Below are 18927 nucleotides of genomic sequence, written 5' to 3'. Positions count from 1 at the left end.
CACAGGGTCCGTCGTCGCCTTACAGGACGTAGCTATGTCCCTTTATCGTTTGTTCCTCCTAGCATGTTTGCTGCTACCAATGGCCGCCCACGCCGGCGACGCCGAAGACTTCGTCGCCGCCAACCCGCCCCAGCAGGCCAAACTCCTGGAAAACTGGGCCGCGCAGCCGGAGCCTGAGCGCGTTGAACTGATCAACGCCCTGCAACAAGGCCAGTTGACCGTCGACGGCCAGCCAAAAACCCTGCGCCTGAACAACCGCTTGCGCGGGCTGATCGAAACCGCCCTCGCCAGCCATCAACTGCTCGCCGTCGATGCCCACGTACGCCTGGCTGCCGCGCAGCAACTGCAAAAAAGCGCCCGCCCCGCCCAACTGGCGTTTCTCGACCGGCAACTGGCCGGCGAGCAGGACGAAGATGTACACGCCGCCCTGAGCCTGGCCCTGGCGAACCTGCAACTGGTAGACGCCAACCCGAGCGTACGCCTGGCCGCCGTCCGCCTGCTGGGGGAAACCGGCGATCCATTGGCCCGCACCCGCCTGGAAGGTTTGCTCGAACCCGGCGTCGAAACCGATGCCGCTGTGCGCACCGCCGCCGAAACCAGCCTCAGCCAGGTCAAACGCAAACTCCTGGTGGGCGAGTTGCTGGGCCAAGCCTTCAGCGGCATGTCCCTGGGTTCGATCCTGCTGCTCGCCGCCCTCGGCCTGGCGATCACCTTCGGCCTGCTGGGGGTGATCAACATGGCCCACGGCGAAATGCTGATGCTGGGTGCCTACTCCACTTATGTGGTGCAGATGCTGTTCCAGCGCTTCGCCCCGAACGCCATCGAGTTCTATCCGCTGATTGCCCTGCCGGTGGCGTTTTTCATCACCGCCGCCATCGGCATGGCCCTGGAGCGCACGGTGATTCGCCACCTCTATGGGCGTCCGCTGGAAACCCTGCTCGCCACCTGGGGCATCAGCCTGATGCTGATCCAACTGGTGCGCCTGGTGTTCGGCGCGCAGAACGTCGAAGTCGCCAACCCGGCCTGGCTGTCGGGCGGCATTCAGGTATTGCCGAACCTGGTGCTCCCATACAACCGCATCGTGATCATTGCCTTCGCGCTGTTCGTGGTGGTGCTGACCTGGCTGTTGCTGAACAAGACGCGCCTGGGCCTGAACGTCCGCGCGGTGACCCAGAACCGCAACATGGCCGCCTGCTGCGGCGTGCCCACCGGGCGGGTGGACATGCTCGCCTTCGGCCTCGGCTCGGGCATCGCCGGGTTGGGCGGCGTGGCCCTGAGCCAGATCGGCAACGTCGGCCCGGACCTGGGCCAGAGCTACATCATCGACTCGTTCCTGGTGGTGGTGCTCGGCGGCGTCGGCCAGTTGGCCGGTAGCGTGTTCGCCGCGTTCGGCCTGGGCATCGCCAACAAGATCCTCGAACCGCAGATCGGCGCCGTGCTCGGCAAGATCCTGATCCTCGCGCTGATCATTCTGTTCATTCAGAAGCGTCCGCAAGGCCTCTTCGCGCTCAAAGGACGGGTAATCGACTGATGAACCAGCCCCTGATGCTCACGGCCACGCAAAAGGCCGGCCCCAAAGTTACCCTCGCCGTCGGCCTGCTGATCCTGGCCGTGCTGTTGAGCTTGCCGCTACTGTCGCTGCTGGCGGCGGACAATCCGCTGCACGTCTCGGCGTATACCCTGACCCTGGTGGGCAAGATTCTCTGCTACGCCATCGTCGCCCTGGCCCTGGACCTGGTCTGGGGCTACGCCGGTTTGCTCTCCCTGGGCCACGGCCTGTTCTTCGCCCTGGGCGGCTACGCCATGGGCATGTACCTGATGCGCCAGGCCGCCGGCGATGGCTTGCCGGCGTTCATGACCTTCTTGTCATGGACCGAGCTGCCCTGGTACTGGGCCGGCACCGACAGCTTCCTCTGGGCCATGTGCCTGGTGGTGCTGGCGCCGGGTTTGCTGGCGCTGGTGTTCGGTTTCTTCGCCTTCCGTTCGCGGATCAAGGGCGTGTATTTCTCGATCATGACCCAGGCCCTGACCTTCGCCGGGATGCTGTTGTTTTTCCGCAACGAAACCGGGTTTGGCGGCAACAACGGCTTCACCAATTTCCGCTCGATTCTGGGCTTTGGCATCACCGAGCCGGGCACCCGCGCGGTGCTGTTTTTTGCCACGGTGTTGTTGCTGGTGGCGAGCCTGTTCATCGGCTGGCGCCTGGCCCGCAGCAAGTTCGGCCGGGTGCTGACCGCCCTGCGCGACGCGGAAAACCGCCTGATGTTCTGCGGTTACGATCCCCGTGGTTTCAAGCTGTTCGTCTGGGTGTTGAGCGCGGTGTTGTGCGGCTTGGCCGGGGCGTTGTACGTGCCGCAGGTGGGCATCATCAACCCCAGCGAAATGTCGCCGACCAACTCCATCGAAGCCGCCGTGTGGGTCGCCCTTGGCGGGCGCGGCACGCTGATCGGACCGCTGCTGGGTGCCGGTGTGGTCAACGGCATGAAGAGCTGGTTCACCGTGGCGTTTCCTGAGTACTGGCTATTTTTCCTCGGTGCGCTGTTCATCGTCGTGACCCTGTATCTGCCCAAGGGCGTGATCGGTCTGCTGAAGAAAAGAGGTGAACAATGAGAATCACAGCGAGTGCCGAATTCATGCTCGAACCCGCCTTCTTCCCGCCGGAACCCAACCAGGACGCTGGCAGCAGCCGCGACGCCATCGGCCTCGGCCAAGCAGCCGGCGTGGGCCTGAACACCCGCCACGGCACCATCCTGACCCTGGAAGACATCAGCGTCAGTTTCGACGGCTTCAAGGCCTTGAACGATTTGAACCTGTACATCGGCGTCGGCGAGTTGCGCTGCATCATCGGCCCCAACGGCGCCGGCAAGACCACGCTGATGGACGTGATCACCGGCAAGACCCGCCCCAGCCATGGCAAGGCCTGGTTCGGCGAAACCCTGGACCTGACCAGCATGAGCGAAGTGGCGATCGCCCAGGCCGGCATCGGTCGCAAGTTCCAGAAGCCCACGGTGTTCGAAGCGTTGAGCGTGTTCGAGAACCTGGAGCTGGCGCTCAAGACCGACAAGTCGGTGTGGGCCAGCCTGCGGGCGAAACTCACTGGCGAGCAGCACGACCGTATCAACGAAGTGCTCGAGACCATCCGCCTCACCACCTCGGTCAACCGCGCCGCCGGGCTGCTGTCCCACGGGCAGAAGCAGTTCCTGGAGATCGGCATGCTGCTGGTGCAAGACCCGCAATTGCTGTTGCTCGACGAACCGGTGGCGGGCATGACCGACGCCGAGACCGAGTTCACCGCCGAGCTGTTCAAGTCCTTGGCGGGCAAGCATTCGCTGATGGTGGTGGAGCACGACATGGGCTTCGTCGGCGCGATTGCCGACCACGTCACCGTGCTGCACCAGGGCAGCGTGCTGGCCGAAGGGTCGCTGGAACAGGTGCAGGAAAATGAGCGGGTGATCGAGGTGTATCTCGGTCGCTAGACCTGCAAACACATCCCCCTGCGGGAGCGGGCGTGTGGGAGTGAGCCTGTGGGAGTGAGCCTGTGGGAGCAAAGCTTGCTCGCGATAGCAGCGCCTCGGTCTATCGGAAGGACCGCGTTATCGTTCATCGCGAGCAAGCTTTGCTCCCACAGAAAGGTATTGCTTCTACAGAAAGGTTGCTTCTACAGAAAGCTATTGCTCCCACAGGGGGCTTGAGGGGAATTCAAGACATGCTGCAAGTCGACAAACTGCACCAGTACTACGGCGGTAGCCACATCCTGCGCGGCCTGTCGTTCGACGCCAAGGTCGGCGAGGTGACCTGCCTGCTGGGGCGCAACGGCGTGGGCAAGACCACCCTGCTCAAATGCCTGATGGGCCTGTTGCCGGCCAAGGAAGGCGCGGTGAACTGGGAAGGCAAGGCCATCACTACGTTCAAGCCACACCAACGGGTGCATGCCGGCATCGCCTACGTGCCCCAGGGCCGGGAGATTTTCGGGCGGCTGACGGTGGAAGAAAACCTGCTGATGGGCCTGTCGCGGTTCCCCGGCTCCGAAGCCAAGGAGGTACCGGCATTCATCTACGAATTGTTCCCGGTGCTGCTGCAAATGAAACAGCGCCGTGGCGGTGACCTGTCCGGCGGCCAGCAACAGCAGCTCGCCATTGGCCGGGCCCTGGCCAGCCGTCCACGCCTGCTGATTCTCGACGAGCCCACCGAAGGCATCCAGCCCTCGGTGATCAAGGAGATCGGCGTGGTGATCAAGAAACTGGCGGCCCGGGGCGACATGGCGATTTTGCTGGTGGAGCAGTTCTACGACTTCGCCGCCGAGCTGGCCGATCAGTACCTGGTGATGTCCCGGGGCGAGATCGTGCAGCAGGGGCGCGGAGAAAATATGGAAGCCGAGGGTGTGCGCGGGCTGGTTACGATCTAGTCTTAGCGTCCCGACGATCATTAGAAAATCATGAATCTACCTGTTTCGCCATCAGCCCTGTTCACCCCCAGCTGGCACGCCGAGCTGGACTTGGGTTATGCCCGATTCGGCGACTGCACACGTCCGGTTCAGCGCCGCCACAAAGGTCCGTTGCGGGTGCAGAAGCACTTGTACGCCGAGGGCCCCGAGGTGTGCCAGCACATCATCGTCCACCCGCCTGGCGGGATTGCCGGCGGTGACCGCCTGGACATCTCGGCCCACGTCGGCCCGGGCGCCTGGGCGCAGTTGACCAGCCCCGGCGCGGCCAAGTGGTATCGCGCCGCCGCCCCTGCGTACCAGCAGTTGACCCTGAGCGTGGCCCCCGGTGCGACCCTGGAATGGCTGCCCCAGGAAACCATCGTCTTCAGCGCGGCCCAGGCCGAACTCAGCACGAGCATCGACCTGCAGGGCGACGGGCGCCTGTTCTACTGGGACATGGTTGCCCTCGGCCGACCGGCCAGCGGCGAGCGGTTCGACCTGGGGCATTTCCAGTCACGGTTGGACATTCGCCGCGACGGCCAGTTGCTGTGGCATGAACGCCAGCGCATTGTGGGCGGTGATGGGTTGCTCGACTCACCCATCGGGCTCGGCGGTGATCCGGTGTTTGCCACGTTATTGGTGACCGGCGAGATCGACAGCGAGCTGTTGGAGCAGTGCCGATCCCTGGACCATGCCGTGCGCGGCGACCTGACCCAATTGCCCGGCCTGGTCGTGGCCCGCTGCCTGGCGAGCGAGGCGTTGCTGGCGCGGGGGTGGTTGATTGAATTGTGGCGCTTGCTCAGGCCTGCATTGCTTGGAAGAGAGGCCGTGCCACCCCGAATCTGGAGCACATGAATCTGCTTTTCTGTGGGAGCAATGGCATGCAAACAATGAATTTCTGTGGGAGCAATGGAGTGGAAGCAATGAATTTCTGTGGGAGCAAAGCTTGCTCGCGATGAACGATGACGCGGTCTTTCTGATAGACCGAAGCGCTGCTATCGCGAGCAAGCTTTGCTCCCACAGGTTTTGCTTTTACAGGTTTTGCTTTTACAGGTTTGGCTCCCACAGGTTTGCTTTTACAGGTTTTGCTCCCACAGGCCTGTCCCCACAGGTATCTGTGTTTACGGCCCGAATTTTTTATCTGCCCTTATGGATTGCACATGGACCTGACCCCACGCGAAAAAGACAAGCTGCTGATCTTCACCGCTGGCCTCGTCGCCGAACGACGGTTGGCCCGTGGCCTGAAGCTCAACTACCCGGAGGCCATGGCCTATATTTCCGCGGCCCTGCTCGAAGGCGCCCGTGACGGCCAGACCGTGGCCGAGCTGATGCACTACGGCACCACGCTGCTGAGCCGCGAGCAGGTGATGGAAGGCATTCCGGAAATGATCCCCGAGATCCAGGTCGAGGCGACGTTTCCCGACGGCACCAAACTGGTCACCGTCCACCAACCCATCGCCTGAGGCCACGCAATGACGCACCACGTCCGTGACGCCCAACTGGCAGACCTGCCAGCGATCCGCGATATCTACAACGACGCGGTACTGAACACCACCGCGATCTGGAACGAACAGGCCGTGGACCTGGGCAATCGCCAGGCGTGGTTCAGCGCCCGACAATCCCAAGGCTATCCGGTGCTGGTGATGGTCGACGCCGAGGAGAACGTGCTCGGCTACGCTTCATTCGGTGACTGGCGGCCTTTCGACGGTTTCCGGCACACCGTGGAGCATTCGGTCTACGTCTGCCGCGACCAGCGCGGCAATGGCCTCGGCCCGTTGTTGATGAGCGCATTGATCGAGCGCGCCAGGGGCTGCGGCAAACACGTGATGGTCGCCGCCATCGAGAGCGGCAATGCCGCCTCGATTCGCCTGCACGAGCGCGCCGGTTTCGTCACCACCGGGCAGATGCCCCAGGTGGGTACCAAGTTCGGCCGCTGGCTGGATCTGACTTTCATGCAGTTGGTCCTCAATCCCGGGGCGCAACCGCCCGTCTTCGACAAGGAGTGATGCCTATGAACCCCGCCCAGTTACGTCGTGTCCACGCTGAAAGCTTTGCGCATTATCGCCAGGGCCTGATCGATCTGTTGCTCGACGCCGTCGGATACGGCGCCAGCGTGGGGTTCCTGGCCGATCTCGATGCCGACCAGGCCCGCGCCTATTTCGACGAGGTCCAGGCCAGCCTCAACCAGGGCCACCTGCTGCTGTGGGTGGTGGTCAAGGATGAACAGGTGCAGGCCAGCGTCCAGCTTGCCCTGTGCCAGAAGCCCAACGGCCTCAACCGCGCTGAAGTGCAGAAGCTGCTGGTGCGCGGCGAGGCCCGCCGTCGTGGCCTGGGCCAGCAATTGATGAGTGCCCTGGAACTCGGCGCCCGCCAGCACAAGCGCGGCCTGCTGTACCTGGACACCCAGGCCGGCTCCGAGGCCGAGGCATTCTACCGGGCCATGGGCTACACCCGCGTCGGCGAGCTGCCCGACTACTGCCAGAGCCCGGACGGGACGTATACCGCGACCACCATTTACTACAAGACTTTGGGGCAACCGCAATGATTCCAGGGCAATACCAGGTCCAGCCTGGCGACATCGAACTCAACGTCGGTCGCCGCACGCTCACGCTGAACGTCGCCAACAGCGGCGACCGGCCGATCCAGGTTGGTTCGCACTATCACTTTTTCGAAACCAACGACGCCCTGACCTTCGACCGCGCCGCCAGCCGTGGCATGCGCTTGAACATCCCGGCCGGCACCGCAGTGCGCTTCGAACCGGGCCAGAGCCGCGAGGTGGAACTGGTGGACCTGGCCGGGCATCGCCGGGTGTTCGGGTTTGCCGGGCGGGTCATGGGCAACCTTTAGGTCACACAAGCGGACGCAGAGCGTCCATGGCGGCATTCCCACGCAGAGCGTGGGAACGATCAGGAAACCTCAAGGCGAGCACATGAAGATTTCGAGACAAGCCTACGCCGACATGTTCGGCCCCACCGTCGGTGACAAGGTCCGCCTGGCCGACACCGAGTTGTGGATCGAAGTGGAAAAGGACTTCACCACCTACGGCGAAGAAGTGAAATTCGGCGGCGGCAAGGTGATTCGCGACGGCATGGGGCAAAGCCAGCTGCTGGCCGCCGAGGTCGTCGACACCTTGATCACCAACGCGCTGATCATCGACCACTGGGGCATCGTCAAGGCCGATGTCGGCCTCAAGGACGGCCGCATCGCGGCCATCGGCAAGGCCGGCAACCCGGACATCCAGCCCGACGTGACCATCGCCATCGGCGCCAGCACCGAAGTGATCGCCGGCGAAGGCATGATCCTCACCGCCGGCGGCATCGACACCCACATCCATTTCATCTGCCCCCAGCAGATCGAAGAAGCGCTGATGAGCGGCGTCACCACCATGATCGGCGGCGGCACCGGTCCCGCCACCGGGACCAACGCCACCACCTGTACCTCCGGCCCATGGCACCTGGCGCGCATGCTCCAGGCCGCCGATGCCTTTGCGATGAACATCGGTTTCACCGGCAAGGGCAACGCCAGCCTACCGGAACCGCTGATCGAGCAGGTCAAGGCCGGGGCCATCGGCCTGAAGCTGCACGAAGACTGGGGCACCACCCCGGCCGCCATCGACAACTGCTTGAGCGTGGCCGACCAGTACGACGTGCAGGTGGCGATCCACACCGACACCCTCAACGAATCGGGCTTCGTCGAAACCACCCTCGCCGCCTTCAAGGGCCGCACCATCCACACCTACCACACCGAAGGTGCCGGTGGCGGTCATGCGCCGGACATCATCAAGGCCTGCGGCTTCGCCAACGTGCTGCCCAGCTCCACCAACCCGACCCGGCCGTTCACCCGCAACACCATCGACGAACACCTGGACATGCTGATGGTCTGCCATCACCTGGACCCGAGCATTGCCGAAGACGTGGCCTTCGCCGAAAGCCGCATTCGTCGCGAAACCATCGCCGCCGAAGACATTCTCCATGACCTCGGTGCCTTCTCGATGATCAGCTCCGACAGCCAGGCCATGGGCCGCGTCGGCGAAGTCATCACGCGCACCTGGCAGACCGCCGACAAGATGAAGAAGCAACGCGGCGCCCTGCCCGGCGACGGCGAAGGCAACGACAACTTCCGCATCAAGCGCTACATCGCCAAGTACACCATCAACCCGGCGATCACCCATGGCATCAGCCATGAAGTGGGTTCCATCGAAGTGGGCAAGTGGGCCGACCTGGTGCTGTGGCGCCCGGCGTTCTTCGGCGTCAAGCCGACGTTGATCCTCAAGGGCGGGGCGATTGCCGCCAGCCTGATGGGTGACGCCAACGCCTCGATCCCGACGCCGCAACCGGTGCACTACCGACCGATGTTCGCAAGCTTTGGCGGCTCGCGGCATGCCACCAGCCTGACCTTCATCAGCCAGGCCGCCGCCGAGGCCGGGTTGCCGGAACAGCTTGGGCTGAAGAAGAAAATCGCCGTGGTCAAAGGCTGCCGCGATGTGCAGAAGACCGACCTGATCCACAACGACTACCTGCCGAGCATCGACGTTGACCCACAGACCTACCAGGTCAAGGCCGACGGCGTATTGCTGTGGTGCGAACCGGCCGAAGTGCTGCCGATGGCGCAGCGTTATTTCCTGTTTTGAGTTGAATCACACTGGGTATCCGGCCAACAGTTACATGTGGCGAGGGGATTTATCCCCGCTGGGCTGCACAGCAGCCCTAAAAAACTGATCACATCAACCTGATACATCGCGGTGGCCGGCTTTGGGGCTGCTTCGCAGCCCAGCGGGGATAAATCCCCTCGCCACGGGGTTCATTGATCCAGGCGGGAACGGGGTCGTCTTACAGGTCCGTGCTTTCCACCAGGGCCTCCAGCTCCTCTTTGGTCAATAACTGGATCAGCTCCGCTTCCTTGACCTTGTGTTGCAAGCCCAGTGTCTCGGATTGGCTGACATAGTCGGGCTCCTCCAGGGTTCCGGCCGCTTTCGCCTCATCCAGCGCAAGCTGATTGGCGATGAGGGCATCATTCATCGCCTGGAAAAGGCTCGCGCGTTTTTGCTTCAGGTAATCGATCCAGAAGTCCCGGCCAACCAGCGACTGCAATTGCTTCGGTGAATCATCCAGCGCGATGATCTCGGCTGCCGCCGCATTGAGCATCTCTGCCGTAACGCCGGCCACCTGGATAAATCGCCCACCCTTGGGCTGTCCGGGCAGTTCCAGTCGATCCTTGAGGCCGACACGGTAGGCCAGGCGCACCTCTACTTCTTCGATCTGCCTGATGAGCCGGTTCTTTTGCGCGGTGGTGAGATCCCGGCGGGCATTGATCGTGTCACGCCGCTGCTGGATATCCTGCAGGGCAATGCGCTCCACCTCATCGAGGCGAAACAGCCCCTTGGCCAGCCGGATCAGCGCCACAGCCTCCTGTTCTCCCACCGTCAGGGCCTTGGCGTTGTGGATCATCAATTTGATTTCCAGGTAGCTGAAGGACAACGCGGCGCGATCCTCACACGCCGGCGCGCCAGCCAGGTCGAACAGTTCACGCCGCAACTCGGTGGAATCCCTGATCGCTTCAAGCATCTGCCAGACACGCGCCTGGAGGTCCGGATAATTTTCCACTTCCTGGTAGGAGCCGGCCAATCGGCTCAACAGCTGAAAAAACTCCCTGGACTGGGCTTCAGCCTTCAGGCTTTGCCACAACGCCTTTTTGTCCTGCAATTGCTCCGTGGGCAGGTCTCGCAACCATAAATCCACATTCGACAGCCTTTGCGCCGGGGCAGGCTCAAACGCGCCGGGCAAACGCAAGGCCACCCATTCGGGATGCAAGGGCAGGAGGTTCGTCCAGTAATCACGCAAGCGCTGCTGGGTCGCCTCGCTCAACGGATTGCCTTGGATCAGGGTCACGCCATTGACACGTGCCGTGGCATGAGCACGCTCGGCTGGCGGGGAAGTCAGATCAGCCGGCACATCGGTCAGTTGGTTGTTGCGTAAATCAATCTGTTCCAGCGGCTGATCGCGCAAACCGGTAGGCCAGGTGTCAATTCCAGTGTCCCTCAGACTCAATCCGCGCAGGTTGGTCAGAGGGCTGAAGTCCGGTAACCGGCCCAGCGAATTATGATCCAGGTTGAGCATTTTCAGACTGGCACGCCCCTCCAGGATCTGAATGCCGCGGGGTGTCAGCCTGATTTGATTCGACCGCAACTGCAGCCTGGTCAAACTATTCATCAACCCCAGCGATGCAGGAATACCGGTCAACCTGTTGCTGGACATGTCCAACCAGCGAAGCGAGGAGAAGCCCGTGAGGAATCTGTCGCAGGAGGGTTCCGACAACCTCATGTCTCGAAGCTTTAGCGAGGCCACATGGCTAAAGTCGGCCGACAGGCCCGGCAACGTTCCTACGTCCTGCCCACTCAAATCAAGCTCATACCCGACCCTGCTGCCATCCACCGCCGTAACGACCGGAGTCTGGCGCCTCCAGCACCGTTTGATGCGCTCAGCCACCCCTTGCCTGATCGCTGGCGGCACCCGCCGGATACGATCATTACCCACATCCAGTATCAGGGGGAGGCTGGCCCAGTGATCCAGTTCCCGGCGCAGCGTATCCAACTCGATTTTACGCCGCTTGAGTTCCGGAACGGCTTCATCACCCAAGGACCGCAGCAGGCTCTGGACTTGCTCGCTCGTATAGTCCGGGTACAACTCCAGCACCCGACGTTCCCGCGATCGGCCCAGGCCCAGCCGCTCCCGTACCCCACTCATGGGATAGCCAACTTTGCCCGAAGCCAGGCGCATCGGCGACTTGAAGGAGGGTTTGAGCGGTTGCATTTTCAAGACCTGCGCCAGCGCGACTCGGCCTAATGGCGTTGCACCAATAGCCGCTTGCAAGAGATTGCCCTGATGAATCGAAGGCCGGCCCATGGCCTGACGCTCGGCATCCGGGAGGGCATGCTGCAAGGCATCGTAGAGACTCCCCCAGTGGCTCAGGTCATTGCCTTTGTCGTCAAAGGCCTTGTAACGCTCATCGTCCTTGACCACGATCTTGGTCTGCGTCGGGTCTTGTGGCCCGATACTCCCGATCACAACGCCTGAAACGTCATCTTCGCGCAGCTCGATGCGCACCGTATCACTCCAACCGGGCAAGGTTTTCAAGGTCGCCAACGCCAACCGAGGCGTGTCAGCCGTGGCCAGCGTTTCACGGTGTAAACCTTCGTATGCCCGGTTCAAACGCAGCGCTCGCTGGTAGTCACGCAGCTCCTCGGCGATGCGCAGTGGGATGGGTTTGGTCTGGGTGGCATCCGTGAAGTCCCAAGCGGCCATCTGCTGATGCTCGGTCGGGCTGGCAAACGCTACTATCTGGTCGATTGCCGCCGCCGGAACCGAGGGGAAACGGGATTTGATCAGCGTTGCACGCGGGTCGCTCGACACGTCACCTTTGGCGTAATGATCGTTGAACAGTTGCACCTTTTCACGCGCCACCACGGCGGCGAGATTTTTGCGCAACTGCCGGACCCGAGCGTCCATATTCGTTTTCGCAATCGCCGGGGTCGTACCGACCAACAGGTCGCCCCCCGCAGCATCCACCGCCTGGATCAGATTCTTCAGCACCGAAGGCGTGCGGACTTTCCCCTCGGGGATGATGACATCTCGAACCGGGGCGCCCCCTTCCGATGGACGCGCATATTCCCAAAGCGTCTTGCCCGAACCGTCGACCACCATCAATCTCAGCCCCTTTGGCCAAGGACCGTAGCCAGCGAGTAGATGCAGCTGGGTCATCGGATCGGCTGCTTCATACCGCAGCGGGTCTTCGCTTTGCAGTTGCTCAATGAAACGGTCGACTTGTCGGCACAGGTCGAAGCGCTTGATCGTGTCGGCCAGCAAAGCAGGCATCGGCTCGCCCTCGACATGCAGCCGCCGCAGCACCTCCTCGCTCGTACCACTGGCCGTACGGATCTGCTCCAGATCAGCGTCACTGAAGTCCTTGACGCAATGGCCGAGTCGGCGCATCAACCTCGCCCCCTCCCAGCTTCGCGGCTGTTCCAGTTCATGGCTCCAGGCACCGCTGCCGTTGTCCGTCAGCCCGGGCTGATAAGCGTCCGGCCCCCGGGAAGGGTGACGAATGCGATAGCGCCGGGTCGTCGGATCCTGTTGCACCTCGTAATGCTGGCCGTCCAGCGGCACAACGTCCCGGCCATCGACCCGGTACAGCCCTTGAGCATCTGGAACCGAGGTCGCGGGGGGTTCCCGCACACTCTGATAAGGCGTCAGGTCGGGGCGCCAGAGGCGTGATTCACCGTTGGCCAGTTGCACCGGCTCCAACTGATCCACCGTGCTCGACCATTGAATGTGCGGCAACACCGCCGCGCCGGTGGCGACGAATGCCGTGTTGAGGGCCACGCTTGAGAAGTGCGCCCACATTTCCCTGGTCTCCCCACGTTCGAACGCTTCGATGCCCTCGAACGCTTCGTTGAACATCTGCACAGCGCCTACCGTCAGCATCAGCGGCCCAAGCCCTGGCACCACGAACGCTGCCAGGTTGAAGACATCGATCACGGCATCCAGGTAACTGTCCAGCCGCGCCAGACGCGCTTTCTTGTCCTCATCACCGGTGGGCACCGCCACCGCCCGGGCATCGACCTGGATCTTCTGGATCTGCCTGAGACGCAACGATTCCCATAAAGGTTCGGGAAAGGCTGCCGTTGCCATGGGCAGATTCCGCAACGACGATTTGAGAGGAAAATCGACCTGATCATCTGCCTCTGTGGAAGATTGATAGAGGTGGTTGAACTGCTCGAAAAAAGCGCCTTGCTGACGCAACGGCACAAAACGACTGAAGAATCGCCGGTAAGCGATACCGTGCAGGCGCCGCCGAAGATCGACCATGAATTCAGCGCTGGAAGCATATTCCTTGAGAGGCTGTTCGGGATCGCCCGGCATATAGGCCACGACCCGCTCCACCCGGCGACTGCTTTCACGGTCGGGGCCGATCAGCACCGGACCAACCAGCTCGATACCGAAAATGCTCAATGAGGTGAACGTCACCGCCCGGCCATCAAGCAAGATCGCGCGTTGGTCGCTGACCACTTGCTGCAACATTCGGTAGACGGCCACGCTGATGTCGCCCTTGGCCCTGGCCACCTCGACACACAACGCCAATCCCTCTTTGTGATGGTCGCGCAGTTGGCGATCCAACTGGCTGCGTACCTCGTGGTTGATCGGCCGTACGATGGCGTTGATGTGTTCTTGATACCGGCGTCCCAGGTCCAGTTTGCGGCACAGCCGGGCAAAGGCCTCGGGCGCGATCGGCAACTCCCCGGCGCGAAAGGCGTTGATAGAAGGCATAACCTCGCCACCATAAAACGGACGCACCGTGGTAATGAGGCTGCAGTCGGTGCAGCCGGGTTTGTTCTCTTCGTCGGGATCGAAATTGGCCAGCGCGGCCTCCAGCAGCGAAGTGCCGCGGTATTCGTAGCGATCGAAATGACTGCCCTCGTTATCGAGGACGAGCGCGCCAAAAAAATCATCGCGCATCTTGAGCCCGTACTTGCGGACGAAATACACCTGCTTGACGTTCAGTGTTTGCTTGAATTCAGTCTGGATCGCCTGGGTAAGCAGCGGCTCGGCAAAGGCGCGGATGTCCTGGATGTTGCCCAGCACATTGTCGATCTGGTTCAGGGTTTCGCGGTAGCGGGAGTGACTGTGCTTGAGGCTGGTCCTGGTTTCGTGGGAAGTCTTCACGTACCAGTCTGGAAGTTCCAGCTCATGGTCGCTCAGCGCCTGCTGACGCTGCACGATAGCGCCGCTGTACCAGCCGGGAATACGGGCCTTGAGCAGGTCCAAGTGCAGGCCGCGGTTTTCGGGGCGCACAGGGCCAAGAATCGGTTCTGGCATATCGGGTCATCCTTGAGGGTGGAAAACCCGAGCCTAACCAGCCTTTGAGCGGTGAGTGCGGTAACTATTTATCGCTTTTCTCGACCCGAATGTCGTCCAGGCCCGCCGCTTTCATTCCACCCAACGCCCCAGTTGCTGACGCAGCCGACGGTTCTCGGCCCGCAGTTGCTGGACTTCTTCCAGCAGGTCCAGCGCCAGGGCGACGCCTTCCCACTCCAGGTCCAGGTCGTGTCGCAGCTTCGCAGCACGCTTGGCCAGGGCCAGTTCGTAATCGGTAAAACGCCAATCCGTCGGGGCCGCGCCGTGGGGTTCAAGGATGCCATGCTCGACGATTTCGATCACATGGACATCGGCCAATGCGGCGGCTTCACAGAATTCCAGCAGGTTCAGTTCAATGATCGGGTTGCTCATGGTCTGCTTCTCCCAATGCTGTAACTGTCGAGTCTAGCCCCGCCTACCCTTGTGAACGGGATCTGTGGGAGCAAAGCTTGCTCGCGACAGAGGTGCCTCAATTCCTGGAGATCGAGTTGCATTCATCGCGGGCAAGCCTTGCTCCCACATCTGATGTGTTCAGAAATTCTCCCGCGGATCGAACGCGGCTTTCTTCGCCAGTTCCGCCCACAACGCCTTGACCGCCTCGTCGCTGGTCTTGGGCATCACGGCCTTGAGTTGCACGAACAGGTAGCCGCGCTCGCCGGCCTTGTTGCGCAGGCCGTGGCCCTTGGCGCGCATGCGCTGGCCGTTCTGGCTGCCGGCCGGGACCTTGAGGTTGATCTTGCCGGTGAGGGTCGGCACCGCCACTTCCGTACCCAGCGCCAATTCCCACGGTGCCAGGGGCAAGGTGATGATCAGGTCCTGGCCTTCGACGTCGAACTTGGGGTGCGGCGCGAAGCGAATGGTCAGGTACAAATCGCCATTGGCGCCGCCACCGATACCTGGCGCACCCTGGCCCTTGAGGCGGATGCGTTCGCCGTCGGTCACGCCCAGTGGAATCTTCACGTTCAGGCTTTTGCTGGTGTTGCTCACATGCTGGCCGGCCGCGTTGTACTGCGGCACCTGGAAGCTGACCTTTTTCGACTCGCTCGACAGGGTCTCTTCCAGGAAGATCGCTAATTCCATTTCCACGTCTTGCCCTCGACGGCCGGCGCTGCGACCTGACTGTCCGCCACCGAAACCCGGCCCGCGATTACCAAAAATCGAACTGAAGAAGTCCGAGAAGTCGCCGGTGTCCTGGCCGCCAAAACCACCACGGCTCTGCCAACCCGGCGGGCCCTGGAACGGCTGGCCGTGCTGACCGTAGCGGCGCAGGTCGTCGTATTCGGCGCGTTTGTCGGCGCTTTTCAGCGCTTCATAGGCTTCGGAGACGTCCTTGAACTTGGTTTCGGCGTCCTTTTCCTTGCTCACATCCGGGTGGTACTTGCGCGCCAGTTTGCGATAGGCGGCCTTGATCGTGGCGTCGTCGGCCGTCGGCTCGACACCCAGGATCTTGTAATAGTCTTTGAAGTCCATTGAAGGATCACCATCCGTTATCGATATAGCACCGCCATGCACAGCATGCTCGTGGTACAAGCCCCGGAGTTTGACCAATCTCAAGGTTTGTGACCGGGCGGCGCTTCAGAAGTTTATCGGCAGCCGGTGGCGGTTCTTGTACCGCCGTGTGGCTACCAGTGGCCTGTGTGGTCAGTTCGTTAGTTCAAATTCGGATGCCAGAAGTCCCTAGCCAAGGCGCTGTGACGAGTCATAGCCCGCTATGGCGAGGAACAGCAACGCAGGCTAGGGGCTTCTGGCGCCGAAGTTGAGCTAACAGAACTGACCATACAGGCCACTTGGCCCATGCCAGCAAGTTTGGGGGTATAAGGGCCGCTTTCAAGGCCGACGATTGCGAATTAGCGGATAACCGGCCTTCGAATCCGCCTCGCACTGACATACACTGCGCGGCCGTTTTTTCAACTGGAACCCGAAAGACATGAAAAACGCATCCCCGGCCCGTGCCTGCGGCATCGACTTTGGCACGTCCAACTCCACTGTCGGCTGGCTGCGCCCCGGCATGGAAACGTTGATCGCGCTGGAGGATGACAAGATCACCCTGCCCTCGGTGGTCTTTTTCAATCTCGAGGAGCGCCGTCCGGTGTATGGCCGCCTGGCCCTGCACGAATACCTGGAAGGCTATGAAGGCCGGCTGATGCGCTCGCTCAAGAGCCTGTTGGGCTCCAAGCTGATCAAGCACGACACCAGCGTGTTGGGCACGGCCATGCCGTTCAAGGATCTGCTGGGGCTGTTCATCGGCCAATTGAAGAAACGCGCCGAAGACACCGCCGGTCGGGAATTCGAAGAAGTGGTGCTGGGGCGCCCGGTGTTTTTCGTCGACGACGATGAAATGGCCGACCAGGAAGCGGAAAACACCTTGGTGGACGTCGCCCGCGCCATCGGTTTCAAGGAGGTTTCCTTCCAGTACGAGCCCATCGCGGCGGCATTCGACTATGAATCGACCATCGAGAAAGAAGAGCTGGTGCTGATCGTCGACATCGGCGGCGGTACTTCGGACTTCTCCCTGGTGCGCCTGTCCCCCGAGCGGCGCACCCACGACAACCGCCACGCCGACATCCTCGCCACCGGTGGCGTGCACATCGGCGGGACCGATTTCGACAAGCAACTCTCGCTGGCCGGCCTGATGCCGCTGTTCGGCTACGGCAGCCGCATGAAAAGCGGCGCCTACATGCCCACCAGTCACCACATGAACCTGGCGACCTGGCACACCATCAACGCGGTGTACTCGCAAAAATCCACCCTGGCCCTGGGCAGCATGCGCTACGACATCGAAGACACCGGCGGCATCGACCGGCTGTTCAAGCTGATCGAACAGCGCGCCGGGCACTGGCTGGCGATGGAAGTGGAAGAAACCAAGATCGAGCTGACCCACGCCGACCAGCGCCACGTGCCGCTGGACCGGATCGAGCCAGGCCTGAGCGTGGACCTGAGCCGGGCCTTGTTCGAGTCGGCCATCGACGGCTTGCTGGAGCGGGTACGCGGCAGCGTCACGCAGTTGCTCAACGATGCCAACGTGCGGGTCGATCAGGTCGACACGGTGTTCTTCACCGGCGGTTCCAGCGGCATCCCGGCGCTGCGCAACAGCGTCTCGGCGATGCTGCCCCAGGCGCGGCATGTGGAAGGCAACATCTTCGGCAGTATCGGCAGCGGGTTGGCGATCGAGGCGATGAAGCGGTACGGCACTCAGGCCTGATCCCAGACCGAGGTGCGCCTTTCGCGAGCAAGCCCGCTCCCACACTTGAACCGCACTCTTCCTGAAGGAACTCGGTCAAACTGTGGGAGCGGGCTTGCTCGCGAAGGCGTCAGATCAGACAACACACCCCTTGGATCAGACCATCCCCACCTGCTTCAACTCACTCTTGAGGTACGCATAATAAATCGGCCCCGCCACCACCCCCGGCAGGCCGAACGCGGCTTCGAACACCAGCATCGCCATGAGCAACTCCCAGGACTTGGCGCTGATCTGCCCGCCGACGATACGTGCGTTGAGGAAGTATTCGAGCTTGTGGATCACGATCAGGTAACCCAGCGCCGCGACCGCCACCCAGATCGACAACGACAAGGCGACGATGGTAATCAGGGTGTTGGACATCAGGTTGCCAATGACCGGCAGCAGCCCCAGCAGGAACGTCATCACGATCAGGGTCTTGGTCAACGGTAGCTGGATGCCGAACAACGGCAGCACCACCGCGAGGAAAATCCCGGTGAAGAAGGTGTTGAGCAGGGAAATCTTGATCTGGGCGAAGACGATGTTGCGAAACGCCTTGACCAGCAGGTTCAGCCGATCGAACAGCGCCGCGGCCAGGGGTTTGCGCTTGGTCAGGTCGGGGATGCGCTGCAGGGCAACGATGGCCCCCAGCACCATGCCGATCAGCAACGTCACGAACATGTGAGCCGCGTCCTTGCCCACCAGTTGCAGATCACTAAGGTGCTTGCTCACCCAGTCACCGATCGCCACCCGGAACTCGGCGGCGCTGGCCGGCAGGTAAGCGTCGATGAACGGCGGCAATTGCCCACGGGCGCGGTCGACCACCGCCATGAACTTGTCCAGGGACGCGCCTGGGTTTTCCGCTTCATGCAGCAGGAAACTGAAGGCACCGGCGAAGATCAACGTCAGCACACTGACCACCAGCGTGCCCAGCAACGCCACCGCCAGCCAGCGAGCGCGGCGGCCTTCGATCAATCGCTGCAACTGCGGGGTGAGCATGTTGACCAGTTCGAACACCAGCAGCCCGGCCAGCAAACTCGGCAACAGACGCAACGGCAGCACCAGCAACAGCCCACCAAAAATGATCACCCAACTGATCACCAACAACACATGACGCTGAGAAAACGTTGGCATACAGCCTCAGGACAAAACGGCGTGAAAGGATCGGCAGTCTGCCAGCCTTCCACTGGCAGCACTAGGGATTGTATCGGCCGACCTTCGTCGCAGTTCAGGTTTTTTTTTGCGGTGGCTGTGCCGGCCCCATCGTCGGATCGCCGCCCGGAGCAAGCTCGCTCCCACCCTGGATCGGCATCGCCCGGCCCACTGTGGGAGCGAGCTTGCTCCGGGCGGCGATCCGACGATAGGGCTCATGGGTT

At 62.0% G+C, this 18927-nt stretch carries 15 protein-coding genes; 11 read left to right on the top strand and 4 right to left on the bottom strand.

Annotated features, from left to right (window positions below):
* Positions 1-34 precede the first annotated feature (34 nt).
* The 10 genes from urtB (at position 35) to ureC (ending at position 9053) form a co-directional block, all read left to right on the top strand.
* The gene (urtB, locus tag AD662_RS03160; protein ID WP_053185389.1) at positions 35-1531 is read left to right on the top strand and encodes an urea ABC transporter permease subunit UrtB; all 1497 of its coding nucleotides are present in this window, start codon (positions 35-37) and stop codon (positions 1529-1531) included.
* On the top strand, positions 1531-2610 hold the full coding sequence (urtC, locus tag AD662_RS03155) for an urea ABC transporter permease subunit UrtC (RefSeq protein WP_024617353.1): 1080 nt from the start codon (positions 1531-1533) through the stop codon (positions 2608-2610). The genes urtB and urtC overlap by 1 nt, the downstream gene beginning before the upstream one ends.
* On the top strand, positions 2607-3476 hold the full coding sequence (gene urtD / locus AD662_RS03150; RefSeq protein WP_018611891.1) for an urea ABC transporter ATP-binding protein UrtD: 870 nt from the start codon (positions 2607-2609) through the stop codon (positions 3474-3476). The genes urtC and urtD overlap by 4 nt, the downstream gene beginning before the upstream one ends.
* Positions 3477-3706: 230 nt before the next feature.
* Entirely contained in the window at positions 3707-4405 is a 699-nt protein-coding gene (gene urtE, locus AD662_RS03145) for an urea ABC transporter ATP-binding subunit UrtE (protein ID WP_018611889.1), read from the top strand.
* A 30-nt stretch (positions 4406-4435) separates the two neighbouring features.
* A complete protein-coding gene (locus AD662_RS03140; protein WP_053185386.1) occupies positions 4436-5278 on the top strand; it encodes an urease accessory protein UreD in 843 nt (280 codons plus the stop codon).
* A gap of 305 nt (positions 5279-5583) precedes the next feature.
* On the top strand, positions 5584-5886 hold the full coding sequence (gene ureA, locus AD662_RS03135; protein ID WP_003197350.1) for an urease subunit gamma: 303 nt from the start codon (positions 5584-5586) through the stop codon (positions 5884-5886).
* 9 nt (positions 5887-5895) lie between these two features.
* Positions 5896-6429: a GNAT family N-acetyltransferase gene (locus AD662_RS03130; protein ID WP_018611884.1), complete on the top strand. Its 534-nt coding sequence runs from the start codon at positions 5896-5898 to the stop codon at positions 6427-6429.
* Positions 6430-6434: 5 nt separating this feature from the next.
* Positions 6435-6968 (top strand): GNAT family N-acetyltransferase, encoded by a 534-nt coding sequence (locus AD662_RS03125; RefSeq protein ID WP_018611882.1) that lies wholly within the window; start codon positions 6435-6437, stop codon positions 6966-6968.
* Positions 6965-7270: an urease subunit beta gene (locus AD662_RS03120; protein WP_003197343.1), complete on the top strand. Its 306-nt coding sequence runs from the start codon at positions 6965-6967 to the stop codon at positions 7268-7270. Before AD662_RS03125 ends, AD662_RS03120 begins: the two co-directional genes overlap by 4 nt.
* 82 nt (positions 7271-7352) lie before the next feature.
* Positions 7353-9053, top strand: coding sequence for an urease subunit alpha (gene ureC / locus AD662_RS03115; RefSeq protein ID WP_018611880.1), 1701 nt, complete (start codon positions 7353-7355; stop codon positions 9051-9053).
* Positions 9054-9252: 199 nt separating this feature from the next.
* On the opposite strand, the gene AD662_RS03110 is transcribed toward ureC, so the two are convergent.
* The 3 genes from AD662_RS03110 to AD662_RS03100 form a co-directional block, all read right to left on the bottom strand.
* Complete coding sequence (locus AD662_RS03110; protein WP_053185382.1) at positions 9253-14295, bottom strand: NEL-type E3 ubiquitin ligase domain-containing protein; 5043 nt, start codon at positions 14293-14295, stop codon at positions 9253-9255.
* A 111-nt stretch (positions 14296-14406) separates the two neighbouring features.
* Positions 14407-14706 (bottom strand): chaperone modulator CbpM, encoded by a 300-nt coding sequence (locus AD662_RS03105; protein WP_018611876.1) that lies wholly within the window; start codon positions 14704-14706, stop codon positions 14407-14409.
* A gap of 159 nt (positions 14707-14865) precedes the next feature.
* Positions 14866-15804, bottom strand: coding sequence for a DnaJ C-terminal domain-containing protein (locus tag AD662_RS03100; protein WP_053185379.1), 939 nt, complete (start codon positions 15802-15804; stop codon positions 14866-14868).
* Between the two features lie 457 nt (positions 15805-16261).
* Here AD662_RS03100 and AD662_RS03095 point away from each other — a divergent pair, with 457 nt between their 5' ends.
* A complete protein-coding gene (locus AD662_RS03095) occupies positions 16262-17536 on the top strand; it encodes an Hsp70 family protein (protein ID WP_018611872.1) in 1275 nt (424 codons plus the stop codon).
* Between the two features lie 135 nt (positions 17537-17671).
* Here AD662_RS03095 and AD662_RS03090 read toward each other — a convergent pair whose 3' ends face one another.
* Positions 17672-18685, bottom strand: coding sequence for an AI-2E family transporter (locus AD662_RS03090; protein ID WP_014336346.1), 1014 nt, complete (start codon positions 18683-18685; stop codon positions 17672-17674).
* Positions 18686-18927 lie beyond the last annotated feature (242 nt).

The organism is Pseudomonas kilonensis (assembly GCF_001269885.1).
Lineage (GTDB): Bacteria > Pseudomonadota > Gammaproteobacteria > Pseudomonadales > Pseudomonadaceae > Aquipseudomonas > Aquipseudomonas kilonensis.
This window is presented reverse-complemented; position numbering and strand designations above follow the sequence as displayed.

Bases quoted from the DNA above. Each gene is read 5' to 3' on its own strand.
- urtB (WP_053185389.1), top strand. From the start codon at position 35: ATGTCCCTTTATCGTTTGTTCCTCCTAGCATGTTTGCTGCTACCAATG.
- urtC (WP_024617353.1), top strand. From the start codon at position 1,531: ATGAACCAGCCCCTGATGCTCACGGCCACGCAAAAGGCCGGCCCCAAA.
- urtD (WP_018611891.1), top strand. From the start codon at position 2,607: ATGAGAATCACAGCGAGTGCCGAATTCATGCTCGAACCCGCCTTCTTC.
- urtE (WP_018611889.1), top strand. From the start codon at position 3,707: ATGCTGCAAGTCGACAAACTGCACCAGTACTACGGCGGTAGCCACATC.
- AD662_RS03140 (WP_053185386.1), top strand. From the start codon at position 4,436: ATGAATCTACCTGTTTCGCCATCAGCCCTGTTCACCCCCAGCTGGCAC.
- ureA (WP_003197350.1), top strand. From the start codon at position 5,584: ATGGACCTGACCCCACGCGAAAAAGACAAGCTGCTGATCTTCACCGCT.
- AD662_RS03130 (WP_018611884.1), top strand. From the start codon at position 5,896: ATGACGCACCACGTCCGTGACGCCCAACTGGCAGACCTGCCAGCGATC.
- AD662_RS03125 (WP_018611882.1), top strand. From the start codon at position 6,435: ATGAACCCCGCCCAGTTACGTCGTGTCCACGCTGAAAGCTTTGCGCAT.
- AD662_RS03120 (WP_003197343.1), top strand. From the start codon at position 6,965: ATGATTCCAGGGCAATACCAGGTCCAGCCTGGCGACATCGAACTCAAC.
- ureC (WP_018611880.1), top strand. From the start codon at position 7,353: ATGAAGATTTCGAGACAAGCCTACGCCGACATGTTCGGCCCCACCGTC.
- AD662_RS03110 (WP_053185382.1), bottom strand. From the start codon at position 14,295: ATGCCAGAACCGATTCTTGGCCCTGTGCGCCCCGAAAACCGCGGCCTG.
- AD662_RS03105 (WP_018611876.1), bottom strand. From the start codon at position 14,706: ATGAGCAACCCGATCATTGAACTGAACCTGCTGGAATTCTGTGAAGCC.
- AD662_RS03100 (WP_053185379.1), bottom strand. From the start codon at position 15,804: ATGGACTTCAAAGACTATTACAAGATCCTGGGTGTCGAGCCGACGGCC.
- AD662_RS03095 (WP_018611872.1), top strand. From the start codon at position 16,262: ATGAAAAACGCATCCCCGGCCCGTGCCTGCGGCATCGACTTTGGCACG.
- AD662_RS03090 (WP_014336346.1), bottom strand. From the start codon at position 18,685: ATGCCAACGTTTTCTCAGCGTCATGTGTTGTTGGTGATCAGTTGGGTG.